Annotated in this window: 12 protein-coding genes and 1 pseudogene; 8 read left to right on the top strand and 5 right to left on the bottom strand. The window is 68.5% G+C overall.

All coding sequences use genetic code 11. The features are described 5' to 3' along the window. The first annotated feature begins 12 nt into the window (after positions 1 to 12). Positions 13 to 837: a tRNA (adenine-N1)-methyltransferase gene (locus ABFX45_RS06705; RefSeq protein WP_211337626.1), complete on the top strand. Its 825-nt coding sequence runs from the start codon at positions 13 to 15 to the stop codon at positions 835 to 837. Between the two features lie 61 nt (positions 838 to 898). Here ABFX45_RS06705 and ABFX45_RS06710 read toward each other — a convergent pair whose 3' ends face one another. Further along, positions 899 to 1,774 carry a hypothetical protein gene (locus ABFX45_RS06710; protein WP_346128383.1) on the bottom strand — a complete coding sequence of 292 codons (876 nt, stop codon included), beginning with the start codon at positions 1,772 to 1,774 and terminating at the stop codon, positions 899 to 901. A gap of 69 nt (positions 1,775 to 1,843) precedes the next feature. Next, a complete protein-coding gene (locus ABFX45_RS06715; RefSeq protein WP_346128385.1) occupies positions 1,844 to 2,659 on the bottom strand; it encodes an Rv0361 family membrane protein in 816 nt (271 codons plus the stop codon). A 714-nt stretch (positions 2,660 to 3,373) separates the two neighbouring features. On the opposite strand from ABFX45_RS06715, the gene arc reads away from it, so the two are divergent. Then, entirely contained in the window at positions 3,374 to 5,170 is a 1,797-nt protein-coding gene (arc, locus tag ABFX45_RS06720; protein WP_109640238.1) for a proteasome ATPase, read from the top strand. Between the two features lie 52 nt (positions 5,171 to 5,222). On the opposite strand, the gene ABFX45_RS06725 is transcribed toward arc, so the two are convergent. Beyond that, positions 5,223 to 5,849, bottom strand: coding sequence for a response regulator (locus ABFX45_RS06725; protein ID WP_109640237.1), 627 nt, complete (start codon positions 5,847 to 5,849; stop codon positions 5,223 to 5,225). Continuing rightward, entirely contained in the window at positions 5,846 to 6,913 is a 1,068-nt protein-coding gene (locus tag ABFX45_RS06730) for a sensor histidine kinase (RefSeq protein ID WP_109640236.1), read from the bottom strand. Before ABFX45_RS06730 ends, ABFX45_RS06725 begins: the two co-directional genes overlap by 4 nt. Positions 6,914 to 7,024: 111 nt before the next feature. Between ABFX45_RS06730 and ABFX45_RS06735 the strand changes: the two are divergent. From ABFX45_RS06735 to ABFX45_RS06755, 5 genes and pseudogenes are all read left to right on the top strand, one after another. Then, a pseudogene (locus ABFX45_RS06735) lies at positions 7,025 to 7,672 on the top strand (ABC transporter ATP-binding protein); the annotation flags it as partial. Between the two features lie 50 nt (positions 7,673 to 7,722). After that, positions 7,723 to 8,478 (top strand): ABC transporter permease, encoded by a 756-nt coding sequence (locus ABFX45_RS06740; RefSeq protein ID WP_346128388.1) that lies wholly within the window; start codon positions 7,723 to 7,725, stop codon positions 8,476 to 8,478. A 97-nt stretch (positions 8,479 to 8,575) separates the two neighbouring features. Further along, entirely contained in the window at positions 8,576 to 9,625 is a 1,050-nt protein-coding gene (locus ABFX45_RS06745; RefSeq protein ID WP_109640233.1) for a glycoside hydrolase family 5 protein, read from the top strand. Positions 9,626 to 9,784: 159 nt separating this feature from the next. After that, a complete protein-coding gene (locus ABFX45_RS06750) occupies positions 9,785 to 10,819 on the top strand; it encodes a glycoside hydrolase family 5 protein (protein ID WP_346128391.1) in 1,035 nt (344 codons plus the stop codon). A 15-nt stretch (positions 10,820 to 10,834) separates the two neighbouring features. Next, positions 10,835 to 11,713 carry an aldo/keto reductase gene (locus ABFX45_RS06755; RefSeq protein ID WP_109640231.1) on the top strand — a complete coding sequence of 293 codons (879 nt, stop codon included), beginning with the start codon at positions 10,835 to 10,837 and terminating at the stop codon, positions 11,711 to 11,713. Here the strand turns inward: ABFX45_RS06755 and ABFX45_RS06760 are convergent. Continuing rightward, positions 11,700 to 12,197, bottom strand: a complete 498-nt coding sequence (locus tag ABFX45_RS06760) for an NUDIX domain-containing protein (RefSeq protein WP_346128393.1) — start codon at positions 12,195 to 12,197, stop codon at positions 11,700 to 11,702. The genes ABFX45_RS06755 and ABFX45_RS06760 overlap by 14 nt on opposite strands. A gap of 107 nt (positions 12,198 to 12,304) precedes the next feature. Between ABFX45_RS06760 and ABFX45_RS06765 the strand changes: the two genes are divergently transcribed. Then, positions 12,305 to 14,698: an FtsX-like permease family protein gene (locus ABFX45_RS06765; RefSeq protein WP_346128395.1), complete on the top strand. Its 2,394-nt coding sequence runs from the start codon at positions 12,305 to 12,307 to the stop codon at positions 14,696 to 14,698. Positions 14,699 to 14,746 lie beyond the last annotated feature (48 nt).

The following is a 14,746-nucleotide window of genomic DNA, read 5'->3' on the forward strand; positions in this document are numbered from 1 at the left end:
CATTGCGCGGTGATTAGCGCAAGTGGCCCGTTCCGTCCGGGCGACCGGGTTCAGCTGACCGACCCCAAAGGGCGGCACTACACCGTCGTCCTCGAACCCGGCAAGGAGTACCACACCCACCGCGGCGCCATCCCGCACGACTCGCTGATCGGACAGCCGGAGGGCTCGGTCGTGGCCTCCGTGGGCGGCACGAACTTCCTGGCGCTGCGCCCGCTGCTGCCGGACTACGTGCTGTCGATGCCGCGCGGCGCGCAGGTCATCTACCCGAAGGACGCCGCGCAGATCGTCATGTACGGCGACATCTTCCCGGGCGCGCGCGTTCTGGAAGCCGGCGCGGGTTCCGGTGCGCTGTCGTGCTCGCTGCTGCGCGCGGTGGGGGAGAAGGGCAGCGTCCAGTCCTACGAGGTGCGCGACGACCACGCGGTCCACGCGATCCGCAACGTGGAGACGTTCTTCGGCGAGCGCCCCGGCAACTGGTCGATCACCGTCGACGACGTGAAGAACCACGAGGGCGAGGTCGACCGGGTCATCCTCGACATGCTCTCGCCGTGGGAGGTTCTGCCCACGATCGCGAAGAACCTCATCCCCGGCGGCGTCCTGGTCGTGTACGTCGCCACCACGACGCAGCTCTCCACGGTCACGGAGGCGCTGCGGGAGATGACGTGCTGGACCGAGCCCCATGCGTGGGAGACGCTCGTCCGCCCGTGGCACGTCGTCGGTCTCGCGGTGCGCCCGGAGCACCGGATGATCGCGCACACGGCGTTCCTGCTGACCACGCGCAAGCTCGCGGACGGGGTGACGGCACCGAAGCCGCAGCGCCGTCCCAGCAAGGGCTGACCTCGCCCTGGTGACGCGATAGGGCCCCACTTCACCGAAGTTCGGGGCCCTTGGCGTCAGGTCAGTTGGACTCGATCTTGTCGACGCCGCAGACCTTCCAGTCGCTGCCCTCCTTGGACAGCTTGTAGATGATGCCGCCCGAGGTGGTCTTGCCCGGCTCGGCCGGATTGACGAGCCCGGTGAGCTTCTGCGTGAACGTGCCGCTGCTGCCCGACGTCTTGACGTCGGTCACCGTGGCCGACGCCCCCGGTTGCGGTTGGCCGGACTGGGTCTTCAGCTTGGGGAACTCCGCGGCGCACACGAGGGCCTTGACGTCGTTCGGGTTGCTGTTGCCCGCGCGGACGCCCTTCAGGACGATCTTGGTGAACTCCTCGGCGACCTCCTTGGCGTCGGAGTCACCGCCGCTCGACGAGCTCTTCGACGACGGCGTGGTCGGCTTGTTGCTGCCGTTCGTCGGCTGGTTCGTGTTCGTCGACGCCGAGTTGGAGTTGCTCTTCGAGTCGTTGCCGGAGAGCAGCACCGCCGCGGTGATGCCACCGCCGACCAGCACCAGGACGCCGATGACGACGCCGATGATCATGCCGGTGTTGCTCTTCTTCGGCGGGGGACCGCCGAACCCGCCGTAGCCGGGCTGCTGGCCGTAGGGGCCGGGCTGGCCGTAGCCCTGCTGCGGGAAACCACCGCTCTGCGGTCCCTGCTGGCCGAAGGGGTCCTGCTGCGGCTGGCCGTACGGACCCGGCTGCTGGCCGTAACCGGGTGGCGGCTGCTGGCCGTACCCGGGCTGCTGACCGTAGCCCGGCTGCTGGCCGTACCCGGGCTGCTGACCGTAGCCCGGTTGCTGGCCGTAGCCCGGCTGCTGGCCAGGACCCGGTTGCTGCTGGCCGTACGGATTGGGCGGCTGCCCGTGCGGGCCGGGCTGCTGCGGCGGGTACGTCATCGAAATTCCCCCGATGTGGAAGTCGTTCTCATTCAGCTGAAATTCTGGTGGTTCGCACTCAAATGGCCGTTAGCGGGTCGTCGGGACCTTGATGTCCTTCTGGAGAGTGCAGAACTTCCAGTCGCCGGAGACCTTCTTGAACTTCCACTCGGAGTCCGCGGTCTGGTTCTGGCCGCCGTAGTTCGCGCTGACTTCGATCTTGACGGTCGCGGTGTCGCCGGAAACGGTCGCGCCCTTGTACGTCATCTTGGGCGCCGGCATCTTCTTCAGCTCCTCGGCCAGCTTCTTCTGCTCTGGCGTGGCGTTCTTCTCGAGCTCCGCGGCCTCGTCGAGCATCTCCTTGCAGGCCAGCGACTTGGCCTTGCTCTCGTTCTTGGCCGCGGCCGCGGCGATGTAGGCCTCCGCGGCCTTCTTCACGTCGGCGGTGTCGTCACCGCCGCTCGTGTCGCTGCCGCCGTTGTTCGAGTTGCCGGAGGAGCTGGAGTTGCTCTTCGAGTCGTTGCCGGAGAGCAGCACCGCCGCGGTGATACCGCCGCCGACCAGCACCAGGACGCCGATGACGACGCCGATGATCATGCCGGTGTTGCTCTTCTTCGGCGGGGGACCGCCGAACCCGCCGTAGCCGGGCTGCTGGCCGTAGGGGCCGGGCTGGCCGTAGCCCTGCTGCGGGAAACCACCGCTCTGCGGTCCCTGCTGGCCGAAGGGGTCCTGCTGCGGCTGGCCGTACGGACCCGGCTGCTGGCCGTAACCCGGTGGCGGCTGCTGGCCGTATCCGGGCGGCGGCTGCTGGCCGTAACCCGGCTGCTGCGGCGGCTGCTGCCCGTACGGCCCACCGGGCGGCGGCTGCTGCCCGTAGGGCCCGGGCTGCTGCGGCGGGTAGGTCATCGAAACTCCCCCGATGCGGATGAGGTGATCTTTCGCTGGACATTGTGGTGCTTCGCGGACTAACGCGCGGGCGAATGGGGTCTATCGACACGCACGAGTGGTTATGCACACGATGTGCTGTTGCCATCCGGCAGCGCGAAGGCCGTGTCTGATAACGATTGCGGCAACTCCAGCGGGAATCGACCGCGATGCACTGCGCTGTCGGGGTGGTGCGCCGGTTGCGCCGGCAAGACCACCCGGTTGGCCGCACGGCCTCCGGTCGCGCTGAAGCCCCGCCTGAGCGGGTCCTCCGACGAGCACGGGCGGGGTGCGTTGCGGTGCGTGACCACCGATCGGAGCAGCCGGTGGTCCACCTGGTGGGACGACGGCGGGTTGCCGCCCGTCGCCGGGCCGCGAGCCGCACGGGACGTGTTCACGGTCGTCCGAGGGTGGTCGCGGAGCGTGGGGACCGGGTGCCCGCCGAGGTGCTCCCATGACCCTCTCCTCGGACTTCTCGCAGGTCGATCGGCGTGTCGATGGGCGAAACGCCGGTCGGTGCTTCTGGGACGCACCGTAGCGGGTGGGCGGTTCCACCGAACACCGAGATGGAGCAGTTGACCTCTGTTGGAGGCCGGACCGTTGCGTCACACGAGCGAAGATGATGTTGTGAGTGCACGATTTTGTCGGTGATCGCCGGTACCGTAATCGGTACGAACACGGGAGGAGGGTGCCGACATGCAGCACGGTCATCCCGGCAGCCAGCCCGACGAGGGTGGCGAGCTGAACCAGGGCAACAATTCTGCTGAGCTGACAGCGCAGATCAGGTTCCTCGAGGACGAGATCGCGTCGTTGCGTCGCAAGCTGACCGAGTCCCCGCGCCACGTCCGGTTGCTCGAGCAGCGACTGGCCGAGGCGACGGAACGGGTCAGCCAACTGACCGAGCGAAACACGAAGCTCATAGACACCCTCCGCGAAGCACGTAGCCAGCTGCTCGCGCTGCGTGAGGAGGTCGACCGGCTGGCCCAGCCGCCCAGCGGGTACGGCGTCTTCATGGCGCGTTTCGACGACGGGACGGTGGACGTCTTCACCTCCGGCCGCAGGATGCGGGTCGCCGTGTCCCCCGCGGTCGAGCCGGAGAAGCTGTCCTTCGGCCAGTCGGTCCGCCTCAACGAGGCGCTGACCGTCGTCGAGGCAGGCGGGTTCGAGCGGTCGGGTGAGGTCTGCGCGCTGCGGGAGGTGCTCTCCGAAGAGGGAGAGGACCAGATCGCCCGCGCGCTGGTCGTCGGCCACGCGGACGAGGAGAGGGTGGTCTGGCTCGCCCAGCCGCTGCTCGACTCGCCGCTCAAGCCCGGCGACTCGTTGCTGGTCGACTCGAAGGCGGGCTTCGCCTACGAGCGGGTCCCCAAGGCCGAGGTCGAGGATCTCGTGCTCGAAGAGGTCCCGGACATCGACTACAGCGACATCGGCGGCCTGTCCCGGCAGATCGAGCAGATCCGCGACGCCGTGGAGCTGCCCTTCCTGCACGCGGACCTCTTCCGCGAGTACGAGCTGCGCCCGCCCAAGGGCGTGCTGCTCTACGGCCCTCCCGGCTGCGGTAAGACGCTCATCGCCAAGGCGGTGGCGAACTCCCTGGCCAAGAAGGTGCGGGAGATCCGCGGCGAAACCGACAAGCAGGCCAAGTCCTACTTCCTCAACATCAAGGGCCCCGAGCTCCTCAACAAGTTCGTCGGTGAGACCGAGCGGCACATCCGCCTGATCTTCCAGCGGGCTCGTGAGAAGGCGTCAGAGGGCACCCCGGTGATCGTGTTCTTCGACGAGATGGACTCGATCTTCCGCACCCGCGGTTCCGGCGTGTCGTCCGACGTCGAGACGACGATCGTGCCCCAGCTGCTCTCGGAGATCGACGGCGTCGAGGGCCTGGAGAACGTCATCGTCATCGGCGCCTCCAACCGTGAAGACATGATCGACCCGGCGATCCTCCGCCCCGGCCGCCTCGACGTGAAGATCAAGATCGAGCGACCCGACGCCGAGGGCGCGAAGGACATCTTCAACAAGTACCTGACGCCGAACCTCCCGCTGCACGCCGACGACCTCGCCGAGTTCGGCGGGGACCCCAAGGCCTGCATCGAGGGCATGGTGCAGCACACCGTCGAGCGCATGTACGAGGAGTCCGAGGACAACCGGTTCCTGGAGGTCACCTACGCAAACGGTGACAAGGAGGTCCTGTACTTCCGGGACTTCAACTCCGGGGCGATGATCCAGAACATCGTCGACAGGGCCAAGAAGGCGGCGATCAAGTCGCTGCTCGAAACCAAGCAGCCCGGCCTCTCGGTCCGGCACCTGCAGGCGGCCATCATCGACGAGTTCGCCGAGAACGAGGACCTGCCGAACACGACGAACCCCGACGACTGGGCACGCATCTCGGGCAAGAAGGGCGAGCGGATCGTCTACATCCGCACGCTCGTCACCGGGAAGAACCAGGAGGCGGGCCGCGCGATCGACACGGCCACGAACACCGGCACCTACCTGTAGGACCGCTCCACCGAACCGCCCCGGTCACCTCGGCCGGGGCGGTTTCGCGTTCTCAGACCAGGCCGGACTCGTAGGCCGCGATCACCAGCTGCGCCCGGTCACGCGCGTGCAGCTTCGACAGCAGGTTCCCGATGTGCGTTTTCACCGTGCCCGTGCTGACGTGCAGCCGCGCCATGATCTCCGCGTTGGACAGCCCGCGGGCGATCAGCAGCAGGACCTCCTTCTCCCGCTCGGTCAGCACTTCCAGCCCCTTGACCGCCGGCGCGGACGGCTGCCGGACGAACTCCCGGATCAGCCGCCGCGTGACGGTCGGCGACAGCAGCGACTCGCCCGCCGCCACCACCCGGATCGCGGCGAGCAGCTCGGCCGGTGGCGTGTCCTTCAGCAGGAAACCCGAGGCGCCTGCCCGCAACGCGCCGAACACGTACTCGTCCAGGTCGAACGTCGTCAGCACCAGCACGCGCGGCCCGGACAGCAGCCTCGTGGCCTCGATGCCGTCCATCTCCGGCATGCGGATGTCCATCAGCACGACGTCGGGCCGCAAAGAAGAAGCGAGCGACACCGCTTCGGCTCCGGTGCCGGCCTCGCCCACCACCGTCAGGTCCGGTTCGTTGCCGACCAGCAGGCGGAAGCTCGCGCGCAGCAAGGCCTGGTCGTCGACGATCAGCACACTGGTCATCGGATCGGCAGCTCCGCCGCGACCCGGAATCCGCCGTCCACACCGGGGCCCGCGCTGAACGTGCCGTCGTACACCGCCACGCGTTCGCGCATGCCGATCAACCCGTGTCCCACACCCAGCTCCCGAACTCCCGGCCCGTCGTCGGCCACTTCGATGCGCACCGACGCCGGCTCCACCTCCACCAGCACGGTGCAGGAGGCGGGCGCCGCGTGCTTCACCACGTTGGTCAGCGCCTCCTGCACGATCCGGTACGCCGACAGTCCGACCCCTTCCGGCACAACGGAGTCGCCCCGCACGTCCAGCGCGACGCGCACGCCCGCCAGCGACGCCCGGTCGGCGAGATCGGCCAGCCCGTCGAGGCCGGGGGAGGGCGCCAGGTCGGCGTCGGAGCGCAGGACGCCGAGCAGGCCGCGCATCTCGGTCAGGGCGGCCCGGCTCGTCTCGGAGATCACGTTCAACGCCTCGTACGCGTGCTCGGGTGAGCGCACGTGTGCGGCGTTGGCGGCCTGCACGGCGATGAGAGAAAGGTTGTGCGCCACCACGTCGTGCAACTCGCGGGCGATGCGCATGCGTTCGTCGGTCAACGCCTGTTCGGCCCGCTGCGACGACTCGCGCCGCAGGAACGACGTTCGCAACCGGGTCGTGTAACCCATCACCCACACCGCGCCCATCGCGGCGGTGACGGCGAGCATGTTCTCCGGCTCGCCTCCGCCGACGCCGCCGATCGCGACCACTGCGACCACGAGCCCGGTGAGCGACCACGTCCGGGTGCGTTCGACGGCCACGGTGTAGAGGGCGAAGCACACCGCCCCCACCGGCGCGCCGAGCGCCTGGACGGGCAGCACCTGGCCGATCACCACGGCGACGGTGGCTGCTGTGGTGAGCGTCAGCGCGGACACGGGCCACAGCCTGCGGACGGTGACGGGCAGGGCGATCACGGCGGTGCACGGCACGACCAGCCACCACGGCTTGTCCTGCGTTTCGAGCATCCCGTACGCCACGAGCACCGCGATCACCGCCGCGGCGGCCGCGTCGACCAGGTAGAGGTGCAGTCTTGCGATCACGGGACCGACGGTAACGAGCGGAGGACCCGCACGCCTCGGACCACGGTCCGATTCCGGGGTTCGGCCCGAGGTCCGATCCGCTGACGGCGGCGACAGCCGACTCTCTTCCACATGATCGAGGTGCGGAACCTGACGAAGAGATACGGCGACACGACAGCCGTCGACGGCCTGTCGTTCACCGTCCAACCCGGACTGGTCACGGGTTTCCTGGGGCCCAACGGCGCCGGCAAGTCCACGACGATGCGGATGATCGTGGGACTGGACCGGCCCACCGAGGGTGAGGCGCTGGTCGGCGGCAGGCGGTACCAGGACCTCGGCCAGCCCCTGCGGCACGTCGGAGTGCTGCTCGACCCGGCCGCGGTGCACCACGGCCGCAAGGCGCTCGACCACCTGCGCTGGCTCGCCGCGAGCAACGGGATCGGCGAGCAGCGTGCCGTCGAGCTGCTGGAGCAGGTCGGGCTGGGAGGCGTCCGGCACAAGCGGATCAGGACGTTGTCGCTCGGCATGAAGCAACGCCTGGGCGTCGCGGCGGCGCTCCTGGGCGACCCGCAGGTCCTGATGTTCGACGAACCCGTCAACGGCCTGGACCCCGAAGGCGTGCGCTGGATCCGCGACCTTATGCGCGGACTCGCGAGGGAGGGCAGGACCGTCTTCGTCTCCAGTCACCTGATGAGCGAGATGGCGCTGACCGCCGACCACGTCGTGATCGTCGCAAGAGGACAGCTGGTGAAGGAGACACCGATGGAAGCGTTGACGCGGAACGGGTCCCTGGAGGACGCGTACCTCGAGCTGACCAGCGGGAGGGGGCTGTGAAGAACGCGCTCGCCGCGGAGTGGCTGAAACTCCGGACCGTCCGGGCGCCCTTCGGCCTGGTTTCCGCCATCGGTCTGATGGTCGCGTGCGGCGCGCTGCTGTCGTGGCTGATGGTCCAGGACTACGACACGTCGCCGGCCGCTGAGCAGATGAAGTTCGCCTCGGCCGACGCCAGCGTGGTGATCAACCCGGTCGTGCAGTTCTGCGTCGCCGCGCTCGGTGCGCTCGTGGCCACCTCCGACCCGAGGCTGACCGCGCTGACCGCCGTGCCGGACCGCAAACGCCTGCTGGCCGCCAAGACCGTGCTCGTCACCGCGGCGGCCGCGGTGATCGGTGCCGCCGCGCTGGCGCTGAGCATCGGCGCGGGCTGGCTGATCATGGGGGACCGGCCGCCGCCGGTCGCGCCCTGGAACGGGCCTGCCGACGTGCTGCCGTGGTTCGGTGCGGCGGTGCTGTCGATCGTGGTGACCGGCCTGATCGGCCTGGGGCTGGGGCTGGCGCTGCGGTCCACCGCGGTCGCGATCGTCGTGGTCGGCGTCCTGCTGTGGGGTCTGCCGGCGATCACCCCGATGCTGCCGGACCCGTGGAACACGGACGCCTCGGCGGTGATGGTGCCGTACCTGGTGTACGAGGTGGCCGGGATCGTGGAGAACGCGCCGCTGACCCCGCTGGCCGCCGTCACATGTTTGCTCATTTACGTAGTGGTGACGCTCGGTACCGGAACAGTGACTCTTCTGCGACGAGACGCTTGACGCACCGAAACACTGCCCTTATGGTCATCCATACCTTTAATCGGTAAGGAAACTTACCTAACTAATCCGCCGCCAGCAGTCCGAGAGGAGACGCTGAATGGCTTGGCAGAAGTCTGTGGTGGCGCTCGCCGCGGCAGTCGTGCTCCCGCTGACCGGTGTGATGGCAGGCAGCTCGGTCGCTGCCGCACCCGAGGGTGACGTCTCCGCTGCCGCGCTGCCGCCGGGTTCTACCGCGGCGGTCAACGGCCAGCTGAAGGTCTGCGGTGTGAAGCTGTGCAACCAGGCGGGCCAGCAGGTCCAGCTGCGCGGCATGAGCACGCACGGCATCCAGTGGTACTCCCAGTGCGTCAAGACCGCGTCCCTGGACGCGCTCGCGAACGACTGGAAGGCCGATGTTCTCCGGATCTCGATGTACATCCAGGAGGGTGGCTACGAGACCAACCCTCGCAAGTTCACCGACATGGTGCACGGCTACATCGAGGAAGCGACCAAGCGCGGCATGTACGCGCTGGTCGACTGGCACCAGCTGAACCCCGGCGACCCGAACCACAACACCAGTCGCGCCAAGACCTTCTTCAAGGAGATCGCGGCGCGGCACAAGAACAAGACGAACATCATCTACGACATCGCCAACGAGCCGAACGGCGTGTCGTGGTCCCGGGTGAAGTCCTACGCGGAGGCGGTCATCCCGACCATCCGCGCGGAGGACCCGGACAGCCTGGTGCTCGTGGGCACGCACGGCTGGTCGACGTTCGGCCTGTCCGACGGCAAGGACATCAACGAGGTGAGCCGCAACAAGGTCAACGCCTCGAACCTGATGTACACGTTCCACTTCTACGCCAAGGACCACCGCGACAGCTACCTCAGGGCGCTGGACACGGTGTCGAACCAGGTGCCGGTGTTCGTCACGGAGTTCGGCTCGCAGGAGGCGTCGGGTGACGGTCCCAACGACTTCACCATGGCGAACAAGTTCATCAACCTGATGAACTCGAAGAAGATCTCGTGGACCAACTGGAACTTCTCCGACGACCACCGCACGGGCGCGGTGTTCAAGAGCGGTACCTGCTCCGGCAACAGCTTCGCCGGCGAGGGTCCGCTGAAGGACGCCGGCAAGTGGGTGCGCAACCACATCAGGGCAAATCGCTAGACCGACCCCGGCGGGTCACGTGAACGGCGGTCCTTCGGGGCCGCCGTTCGCCGTTGTGCCACTTGCCTTTTGGGACAGTTCGGCGGCGATCCGATTGACGCTCTTCGTGGACGTCCATACCTTTCACAACACCGCCGCCAGTCCGAGAGGGGAAGCTGTATGGCTTGGCAGAGATCTGTGGCGGTGCTCGGTGTGGCGGTCGTGCTCCCGTTGACCGGTGTGACGACCGCCAGTACCGCTGTTGCCGCGTTGCCGGCGGGCTCGCCCGCGGCGGTCAACGGTCAGCTGAAGGTCTGCGGAGTCCAGCTGTGCAACAAGAACGGCAAGGCCATCCAGTTGCGCGGCATGAGCACGCACGGCATCCAGTGGTTCAACGGCTGCAACAAGTCCCAGTGGTGGGACGCGCTGACGAACGACTGGAAGGCCGACATCGTCCGCGTCGCGATGTACATCGCCGCGAAGGACGGCGGCTACGAGACGAACCCGCGCAAGTTCACGGACCTGATGCACAGCTACATCGAGGAGGCCACCAGGCGCGGCCTCTACGTGCTGGTCGACTGGCATCAGCTCGACCCCGGCGACCCGAACGTCTACACGGCCAAGGCGAAGACGTTCTTCAAGGAGATCGCGGCGCGGCACAAGGACAAGACGAACATCATCTACGACATCGCCAACGAGCCGAACGGCGTGTCCTGGCCGAAGATCAAGTCCTACGCCGAGCAGCTGATCCCGGTCATCCGCGCGGAGGACCCGGACAGCCTGATCATCTCGGGCACGAACGGCTGGTCGACGTTCGGGCACTCCGACAAGCAGGATCCGTCGGTGGTGCTGAACAACAAGGTCAACGCCATGAACTTCATGTACTCGTTCCACTTCTACGCGAAGGACCACCGCGACGACTACGTCTCGGTGCTCGACCGCGTGTCCAGCAAGGTCCCGGTGTTCGTCACGGAGTTCGGCACGCAGGAGGCCACCGGCGACGGCCCGAACGACTTCGCCATGACGCAGAAGTTCATCGACCTGATGAAGCGCAAGAAGATCTCCTGGGCGAACTGGAACTTCTCGGACGACAAGCGTTCCGGCGCGGTGTTCCAGCAGGGCACCTGCTCGGGCACGTCGTTCAGCGGCACCGGCAAGCTCAAGCCCGCCGGTGTCTGGGTGCGCGACATCGTGCGCTCCGCCGACCAGTGGTGATCTACCGTTGACGGCATGGCTCACCTCGCGCTCGGTCTCGCCTCGCTCGGTCGTCCCGCCTACATCAACCTGGGGCGTGAAGGCGCGCTGCCGGCCGTGCGCGACGTCGAGTCCATGCGCGCGCAGTGCCACCTGGTCCTCGACACGGCCTATGAGCTGGGCATCAGGTGGGTGGACGCGGCCCGGTCGTACGGGCTGTCGGAGGACTTCCTGTCGTCGTGGCTGCCGGGCCACGACGATGTGACGGTTTCCAGCAAGTGGGGTTACGCCTACACGGCGGACTGGCGGCCCGACGCCGAGGTGCACGAGGTCAAGGAGCACTCGCTCGCCCGGTTCACCCAGCAGTGGCAGGAGACTTCGGCGCTCCTGCCACGCGTGGCGCTCTACCAGGTGCACTCGCTCACGGCCGACAGTCCGCTGTTCTCCGATCGCGCCCTGCAGGACGCGATGGTCGAGATCGGGGTGCCGCTGGGCTTCTCGACGTCGGGCCCGCGGCAGGCCGACGCCATCCGCAAGGCGCTGGAACTCGGCATCTTCCGGTCCGTCCAGTCCACTTGGAACGTTCTCGAAACGTCGGCGGGCGAGGCGTTGCGCGAGGCGCACGACGCCGGGCTGCGCGTGATCATCAAGGAGGGCGTGGCCAACGGCAGGCTCGTCGTGCAGCCGCCGCAAGCGGTTGCGGCACAGGCGGAAGCGCTGGGCGTCGGGCCGGACGCGGTCGCGCTGGCGGCGATCGTGCGGCAGCCGTGGGTGGACGTCGTGCTGTCCGGTGCGGCGAGCCCGGAGCAGCTCAAGTCCAATGTGGACGCCATGCGGATCGACGTGGACCTGCCGGACCTGGCAGAGCCGGCCGAGCAGTACTGGCAGACCCGCGCCGGGCTCAGCTGGAACTGACCTGGCGCAGCCACTCCCCGGCGATCGCCCGGCCGTCCGGCACCAGCGGCCAGTCGGGGTCTTCGATCTTCACGCGCAGCTCGTCGAGGTCCATCCACCCGCCCCAGGCCACCTCCTCGGGCTGGTGGGTGAACGGGCCGTCGGTGCGTGCCTCGTAGACCCACACGTGGTAGCGCGTGCGGTCGTCGACGTACTTGGAGATGAACAGCTTCTTCAGCGGGACCTCTACTCCCAGCTCCTCGCGAAGCTCGCGCTCGGCGGCCTCGCCGGGGTTCCCGCCCGCGTCGATCACGCCGCCGGCGGTGCAGTCGTAAAGGCCGGGGAAGATGTCCTTGGTGTCGGTGCGGCGGTGCACGTAGACACGCGAGCCGTCGACCGACCGCACGATGATGGTCGCGCAGCCGTGCCACAGGTTCTCGGCACGCATGCGTTCCCGCGAGACCGTGCCGATGACGAACCGGTTCTCGTCGTACAGGTTGATCATCCCCGTGTCCTCCTGTGGTCGTACGCGAGCTTGCTACCCCAGTCCGACGCCCGCTGATCGTCTCCCTTCCTACCTTCGTGACCGTCAGACGTCACCGAGGAGGATTCGTGTCCACTTCCCTGCGGCTCGGCGTCGCCGAGTTCCGCGCCCGGCCGGGTCGCGCGCTGCTGCCCGGCGTCGCGCTCGTCGTCGGTGTGGCCTGCCTGCTGGCCGCCCTGGTGCTGAGCGACGCGCTCTCCAGGTCGGTCGACGAGGGCGCACCCCTCACACCGTCCGCCGTGGGGCACGTGGTGGACGTCCAGCCCTCCGAGTACGGCTCCGACACCGTCGAGGCGAACCGCCCGAAGCTCGACGACGCGCTGGTGACCAGGCTTTCCGCGGTCGGCAGGGCAGTGCCGGTGCAGGAGGTGCGCGCGGATCTGCTGGACGCCGGCGGCCGGGCGGGGGAGCACCGGGCTGAGGTGCACGTCCAGCAGCCGGATCTGGTGCGCTGGCCGTTGGCCGAGGGCAAGGCGCCGGCCGCCGGCAACGAGGTCGCCGTCGACAAGATCACCGCGTACGAACGCGGCCTCAAGCCCGGGGACAAGATCAACCTCGCCGCCGCGGACGGCAGGCCCTTCGAGGTCACGGTCAGCGGTGTCATGAAGAAGGGCGGGATCGACTCGCGGCCGATCCTGGTCGCGGGCCCCGACCTCGCCCGCAAGCTCGACCCGCGATCGGAGACGCAAGCGGTGTGGGTGATCGGCGGTGCCCGTGACGCCGTCGCGAGTGCGGCCGGCCCGGCGTATCTCGTGCGGGATCCGGCTCCTGACGCCGACAAGGTCGGCAACGACCTGACCTTCATCCTCCTGCCGTTCAGCGTGCTCGCGCTGGCCACGGCGGTGTTCGTGGCGGCGGCGACGTTCCGTGCGGTCTACGCGCAACGTCAGCGCCAGACAGCGCTGCTGCGGTGCATCGGTGCCCAGCGCGGGCCGTTGGTGCGCAGGAGCCTGTTCGAGGCGCTGCTGACCGGTGCGCTGGCCGGTGTCGGCGGTGCGCTGCTGGGCGGGCCGACGGCGTGGCTGCTGGCCAGGACGTTCGACGTCACCGGTGTCTCCGCGCTGTTCGGCGCGGTGCAGCTCAGCCCGGAGCTGCTGCCGTCGCTCGGCTACGTGATCCTCGGAGTTGTCGTTGCCGCGGTATTGAGCGTGATGGCGGCAGTCCGGCCTGCGATCAACGCTGCGCGCGTATCGCCTCTCGCCGCGTTGCGTGAGGCGGAGAACGAGGTGCCGCCGAAGTCCGTCCGGCGCCTGCGGCTGGTGTTCGGTCTGCTGTTCACCGCCGGCGCGGCACTGCTGGCACTGGTGGCGATCGCGGCCAAGGGCACGTCCGGGGCACCGCTCGCCGTCACGTTCTCCGCGATCGCCGCGGTGACCGGCCTGTTCTGGATCCTCGGCCCGGTCACCGTGCCGTTCATCGCGCGGTTGTTCGGCAAGATCGGCGGCACGCAGTGGAAGCTCGCCGGTGCCGAGGTGCGCAGGATGCCGCAGCGGTCCGCGTCGGTGGCGTTGCCGTTGCTGCTGGCCAGCTCCATGGTGACGTTCTTCCTCGTCGTGCTGGGCGGGGCGCAGGACATGGCCGACACGTTCGCCAACGAGGAACGCCCGGACGCGACCGTGGTGGACGCGGGGGAACGGCCGCTGCCGGCCATCCCCGCCCAGCCCGAGGTGGCCGCCAGTGTGGTGCTGCACAAGGCCGAGAACGGGTCCGGCGTCGATCCCGAGCAGTTCAAGGCGTGGCTGAAGGCGCAGAACGTGTCCGGGGGCGAGCAGCTCACGGCCGGTACGGCGCTGGTCCCGCCGCACTGGCAGGACAGGCCGTTCATCGAGAGCGACGGCAAGCAGTACAAGATCGTCGGGACTCTGCCCGGCAGCGTCACCGGCTACGCGACGATCATCGGCGGCCTGACCTCCGGACCGGCCGAGCAGGTGCTGGTCGCGTTGAAGCCGGGGGCCGATCAGGCGCAGTTCCGGGCGAACCTGCAGGCCGCACTGCCGAACAACCCGACGGTCGTCGTGCGGACCGACGCGGACGAGCGTGCGGAGGCGGACCGGTACATGCACCTCGGCACCGTGCTGATGATGGTGCTGCTCGGGCTGTCCGTGGCGGTCGCCGTGACCGGTATCGGCACCGCGCTGACGATCTCGGTCCAGGAACGCCGCAAGGAGCTCGCACTCAGGCGCGCCTTGGGTGTCACTAGGGGCGGACTGCAGGGCGGAGTCATCGCTGAAGCGATCATGTTGGCCCTGGTCGGGGTGATCGGCGGCGGCGTGCTCGGGTTCGCCTACGCGGAAGTCGCGATCCTGTCCACCGGGATCGACATGTCGCTGCCCGGCCTGAAGGTCGTGTTGCCGCTGGTCATAGGCGCGGTGGCGGTCGTCGTGCTGGCTGTCCTGGCCGCTTTCGGGCCGTCTCGCGGCGCGTCCCGCATTCGCCCGGCGGCAGGACTGGCGTCCGGGTGAATAGGGTGAGGGGAGCTTCAACGCGAAGCTCCCCTCACGCTGTTGCCG

The organism is Lentzea roselyniae (genome assembly GCF_039537795.1).
GTDB lineage: Bacteria > Actinomycetota > Actinomycetes > Mycobacteriales > Pseudonocardiaceae > Lentzea > Lentzea atacamensis.

What these genes read in the sequence shown, in the direction of transcription:
- ABFX45_RS06745 (WP_109640233.1), top strand. Translation starts at nt 8,576, where the DNA reads ATGGCTTGGCAGAAGTCTGTGGTGGCGCTCGCCGCGGCAGTCGTGCTC.
- ABFX45_RS06715 (WP_346128385.1), bottom strand. Translation starts at nt 2,659, where the DNA reads ATGACCTACCCGCCGCAGCAGCCCGGGCCCTACGGGCAGCAGCCGCCG.
- ABFX45_RS06755 (WP_109640231.1), top strand. Translation starts at nt 10,835, where the DNA reads ATGGCTCACCTCGCGCTCGGTCTCGCCTCGCTCGGTCGTCCCGCCTAC.
- ABFX45_RS06725 (WP_109640237.1), bottom strand. Translation starts at nt 5,849, where the DNA reads ATGACCAGTGTGCTGATCGTCGACGACCAGGCCTTGCTGCGCGCGAGC.
- ABFX45_RS06750 (WP_346128391.1), top strand. Translation starts at nt 9,785, where the DNA reads ATGGCTTGGCAGAGATCTGTGGCGGTGCTCGGTGTGGCGGTCGTGCTC.
- ABFX45_RS06710 (WP_346128383.1), bottom strand. Translation starts at nt 1,774, where the DNA reads ATGACGTACCCGCCGCAGCAGCCCGGCCCGCACGGGCAGCCGCCCAAT.
- arc (WP_109640238.1), top strand. Translation starts at nt 3,374, where the DNA reads ATGCAGCACGGTCATCCCGGCAGCCAGCCCGACGAGGGTGGCGAGCTG.
- ABFX45_RS06760 (WP_346128393.1), bottom strand. Translation starts at nt 12,197, where the DNA reads ATGATCAACCTGTACGACGAGAACCGGTTCGTCATCGGCACGGTCTCG.